Genomic DNA, 3,569 nt, shown 5'->3' on the forward strand with positions numbered 1-3,569 from the left:
TTTCTCCGGGGGAAAAGACGGAATTGGCGCCAACGAAGCTGCAGTCGGGGAAAAGAGCATTGCTTTTCGACTCGGCCGGTTTCTGAGCCGCATTTTTCAACGCGGCTGAATCGCCACGAGATCCGGATAGCGCGGTTAAAGAATCACGGTCAGACAGCCTGCCCGAGACGCACCAAACGCGTCTCGCTTTGAGGGTCTTTCCACCAACTCTTCTAGGAATTTGGTGGGTGCGCACAGGATTGAACTGTGGACCCGCTGATTAAGAGTCAGCTGCTCTACCAACTGAGCTACGCACCCACTCGGCCGGCAAAAACCGGCGTTGGCGGGCATATAGCCGCCACCACCGGTCCTGTCCAGCCCTGCCGGAATCATTTCCCGACAAATCGACCGAGCATGCGTTCGATCAGATGAACAGCTTGCCCTCCGCCACCTTGATCGCGTTGCCGCCAATACGCGCCGAGGCCAGTTTTCCGCCTTGCACGGTCAGTTCGAGGCGGATGCGCGAAGGCCGGCCCATCTCCAGCCCCTGCTCGATCCACAGCTGCGAAATGCCGTCGGTCGGCGCGTCGAAATGCATGATGGCGCCGGCAAAGGCCGCAGCCGCCGAGCCGGTCGCCGGATCCTCGTAGGAAGGCGTGCCGGGCACGATCATGCGCACATGGAAGGCGCTTTCGTGGTTCACCGTCTCGCGGCAGTAGACATAGGGGCTGGCGAAGGCCCACTCGCTCTTGCGCGGCGCCAGTTCCGACCAGGCCTGGTTGTCCAGCCGGATGCGGCCCGCCGCCTCGAGATTGGCAACTGGAATGGTGACGTAGGGCACGCCGGCCGACCAGAACGCGACGCGGTGATTCTCGAAGCCGATCTCGTGCGGCGTCAGCCCAAGCGCCGCACCGATCGCCTCCGGATCGGCTTCGAGCTTCAGCGGCTCCGGCAGCTTCGCCAGGTCGAACTCGGCAAAAGTGTTGCCGTCATGCTTGCTGACGGCGCACCGCACCGGGCCGATGTTTTCCTCCAGCACGAAGATGCCGGCGCCGCCCTCCTCAGCCAGTTCGGCCAGCGCGATCGCGGCGCCGACCGTCGGATGGCCGGCGAACGGCATTTCATAGTCGGGCGTGAAGATGCGAATGCGGTTTCTGTGCTTGGGATTGTCCGGCGGCAGCACGAACACCGATTCCGACAGATTGAATTCGCGCGCGATGGCCTGCATCGCCGCCGTGTCCAATCCCTTGCTGTCCAGCACGACGGCCAAGGGATTGCCGGCCAGTCGCTCGGTCGTAAACACATCGTAGAGCAAGTAATTCCGGGTTTTCATTCCTGCCTCAATCCCAACATGGGCGAAATTTAATTTGATATTTGAACCAGTAAGCCTGATCTGTGCACAGACGGGATATTACGCATTATAGGGGTCCAGCGTGGACCAGATTGTCAATCTGCCAAAGACGGAATCGGATTCCGCCATCGAGACGGCGCTTGGGCTCGACAGAACGGGTCGGCGCAAATCGCGCCGGCGCGGCTGGCTCTATGCGCTGCTGGCGTTGATCGTGCTCGCTGCCGGGCTTGGCGTCTATCAGTGGTATGCCGGCTCGCCGGCCAGGATCGATTACACCACCGTGCCTGCCGCCAAGGCCGACCTCACCGTCGCGGTGTCGGCGACCGGCACGCTACAGCCCCTTACCCAGGTCGACATTTCAAGCGAACTGTCCGGCATCATCCGCTCGGTCTCGGCCGAGGAGAACCAGCAGGTCAAGAAGGGTGACGTGCTGGCGACACTCGATACGGTGAAACTCGAAGTCCAGATCGAGCGCGCCGAAGCTTCGGCCAAGGCCGCCGCCGCCAATGTCGAGGACGCCACGGTTACGCTGGCCGAAAACGAGAAGGCGCTGGTGCGCGCCGCCGAACTGACCAGGCGCGGCATGGCGACCGACCAGTCGCTTGAAGCAGCAACCGCCACGCGCGACCGTTCCAAGGCAGCGCTCGACAGCGCGCAGGCCAACCTCGCCATCGCCCAGGCCGACCTCAAGGCGCAGCAGACCGACCTTGCCAAGAGCACCATCTATGCGCCGATCGACGGCATCGTGCTGACGCGCTCGGTCGATCCCGGCCAGACGGTCGCCTCTTCGCTGCAGGCGCCGGTGCTGTTCATCATCGCCGCCGATCTCAGGAACATGGAACTGGTGGCGGCGGTCGACGAGGCCGACATCGGCGCGGTCAAGTCAGGCCAGCATGCCCGCTTCACCGTGGATGCGTTCCCCGAGCGGCCGTTCGATGCCGAGATCCGCGACATCTCCTATGCCTCGGTCACCACCGACGGCGTCGTCACCTACAATGCGCGGCTCGAGGTCGACAACAACGAACTGTTGCTGCGGCCCGGCATGACCGCCACCGTTTCGGTCGTCACAAAACAGGCCAAGGGCGTGCTCACCGTACCCGCCACCGCCTTCCGCTATCGCCCGGCGCAGCAGGCCGCCCGCGGCTGGAGCCTGAGCGACCTGTTCACCGGCCGCATGGGGCGCCCCGGCGGCAATCGCCAGCGCCAGGCCGCCACAGTGCCCACCGACGGCTCGCGCATACTCTACGTGCTGGAGAACGGGCGTCCGCACCCGGTCAATGTCAAGATCGGCTCCACCGACGGCGAACTGACCGAGATCATCTCTGGCCTGGATGAAGGCGCACAAATCATCACCGCGTCGCAGCAGCGGAGCTGATGCCGTGGCTGCGGGCGCGACCCTCATCACCTTCGACAAGGTCTGGAAGAGCTACGGCCAGGGCGAGGCCAAGGTGCATGCGCTGGCCGGCGTCGATCTAGCGATCCGGCGTGGCGAATTCGTCGCCATCATGGGTCCATCCGGCTCCGGCAAGTCGACGGCGATGAACATCATCGGCTGCCTCGACACGCCGACGGCCGGAACCTATTCCTTCATGGGCATCGACGCCGGCCGGCTCGACCGCAACCGCCGCGCCATGCTGCGCAACCTTTATGTCGGCTTCGTCTTCCAGGGCTACAATCTGCTGGCCCGCACCACGGCAGCCGAAAATGTCGAACTGCCGCTGATCTATCGGGGTGTTGCCGCGCGCGAGCGCCGAGACCTTGCCATGCAGGCGCTGGCGGAGGTCGGCCTTGTCGGCCGCGAGCACCACACGCCGGCCGAGCTGTCCGGCGGCCAGCAGCAGCGCGTGGCGATCGCGCGCGCCATCGTCACGCGTCCGACACTCCTCGTCGCCGACGAGCCGACCGGCAATCTCGACACCGCCCGCACGCACGAGATCATGGAGCTGCTCACCCGGCTCAACACCGAGCTTGGCCTGACCATCGCCATGGTCACGCATGAGGCCGACGTCGCCGAATATGCCGAACGCACAATCCGCTTCCTCGACGGCCATGTCGCTTCGGATTCCAGGAAGCTGGAGATCGCACAGCCATGATCTGGGAAACCGTCCGCCTCTCGCTGCGCTCGATCCGCCGCAATGTGCTGCGCTCGTTCCTGACGCTGCTCGGCATCGTCATCGGCGTTGCCGCCGTCATCGCCATGCTCACCATCGGCTCGGGCACCACAGCAAAGGTCAAGGCC

At 64.4% G+C, this 3,569-nt stretch carries 4 protein-coding genes and 1 tRNA gene; 3 read left to right on the plus strand and 2 right to left on the minus strand.

Annotated features, from left to right (window positions below; all coding sequences use genetic code 11):
• Window positions 1-221: 221 nt before the first annotated feature.
• Window positions 222-297, minus strand: a tRNA-Lys gene (locus tag EN893_RS24350).
• 106 nt (window positions 298-403) lie between these two features.
• Window positions 404-1,312, minus strand: coding sequence for a PhzF family phenazine biosynthesis protein (locus tag EN893_RS24355; RefSeq protein WP_127268498.1), 909 nt, complete (start codon window positions 1,310-1,312; stop codon window positions 404-406).
• Window positions 1,313-1,412: 100 nt separating this feature from the next.
• Here EN893_RS24355 and EN893_RS24360 point away from each other — a divergent pair, with 100 nt between their 5' ends.
• The 3 genes from EN893_RS24360 to EN893_RS24370 all read left to right on the plus strand — a co-directional run.
• Complete coding sequence (locus EN893_RS24360) at window positions 1,413-2,705, plus strand: efflux RND transporter periplasmic adaptor subunit (protein WP_127268497.1); 1,293 nt, start codon at window positions 1,413-1,415, stop codon at window positions 2,703-2,705.
• Window positions 2,706-2,709: 4 nt separating this feature from the next.
• Window positions 2,710-3,423: an ABC transporter ATP-binding protein gene (locus EN893_RS24365; protein WP_127268496.1), complete on the plus strand. Its 714-nt coding sequence runs from the start codon at window positions 2,710-2,712 to the stop codon at window positions 3,421-3,423.
• The coding region (locus EN893_RS24370; protein ID WP_164901066.1) for an ABC transporter permease at window positions 3,420-3,569 on the plus strand (150 nt) is incomplete at its 3' end. The genes EN893_RS24365 and EN893_RS24370, both read left to right, overlap by 4 nt.

The sequence above is a fragment of the Mesorhizobium sp. M7A.F.Ca.CA.004.04.2.1 genome (assembly GCF_004022825.1).
Classification (GTDB): domain Bacteria; phylum Pseudomonadota; class Alphaproteobacteria; order Rhizobiales; family Rhizobiaceae; genus Mesorhizobium.